Raw genomic sequence first — 730 nt, 5'->3', positions numbered from 1 at the left:
GCGACGTCGAGCGCGCGCTGCTTCCCGGTGCGCTGCTGGGCCGAACCGATGGGAATGGCGCTCGCCTCGATATCCACGCAGCTCGAAACGCGGCTGTATGCGCCGAAAAATGCGGCTGTATGCGCTGAGAAACGCGGCTGTATGCGCCGAGGCGAGCGCTGCGCACACAGGACCCGTCCGCTCCAGCGTCTCGCGGGGTGTGAGACCATTTCCACGTGATCCGCGCGCCGAGCGTCTAGCCATCCGGGCGCGCCATCGTGTAAGAAGGCATGATGGTGCTCATCTCACGCTTCGCTGAATTTCCAGAATGTCCGGGCCATCCCAGGACCAGGGCGCCGAGCGAAACCGAGCGAGGCTAGCCCGCGAGCGCTCCCGCAACCACACGATAGTTTTTCAGGTGAGCAGTAGGTCTTTATAAAGCCGTATACACGAACGTTTCGACATGCTATCTTAAACTTTGCCATTCTTCGACCTTGAGACTGGACGCAGTACCGAAAGGGGGGCCGTCATGGTGTTTTCCTGTGCACGACTCGCTGCGCTCGTCGCTTTTCCTCTGGTGACCGTTGGCTGTATTGGCGCAGAGATCGACGAAGAATCGGGGGAGCTGATCGGGGAGGACCAGAGCGCGATCATCAGCGAGAACGGCAACCTGCCGAACGCGCTGACCCCGAACGCGCTGACCCCGAACGCGCTGACCCCGAACGCGCTGACCCCGAACGCGCTGACCCCG

At 62.2% G+C, this 730-nt stretch carries 1 protein-coding gene; it reads left to right on the top strand.

Annotated elements, in window-relative coordinates; genetic code table 11:
* Window positions 1–508: 508 nt before the first annotated feature.
* A partial coding sequence (locus BN4575_RS20335; protein ID WP_218060786.1) for a hypothetical protein occupies window positions 509–730 on the top strand: 222 nt, incomplete at its 3' end.

Source organism: Aeromonas sp. EERV15, assembly GCF_900079845.1.
In the GTDB taxonomy this organism is placed as follows: Bacteria; Pseudomonadota; Gammaproteobacteria; order Enterobacterales; family Aeromonadaceae; genus Aeromonas; species Aeromonas sobria.
The sequence above is the reverse complement of the archived record's forward strand: the minus strand, read 5'-3'. Positions and strand labels throughout refer to the sequence as shown.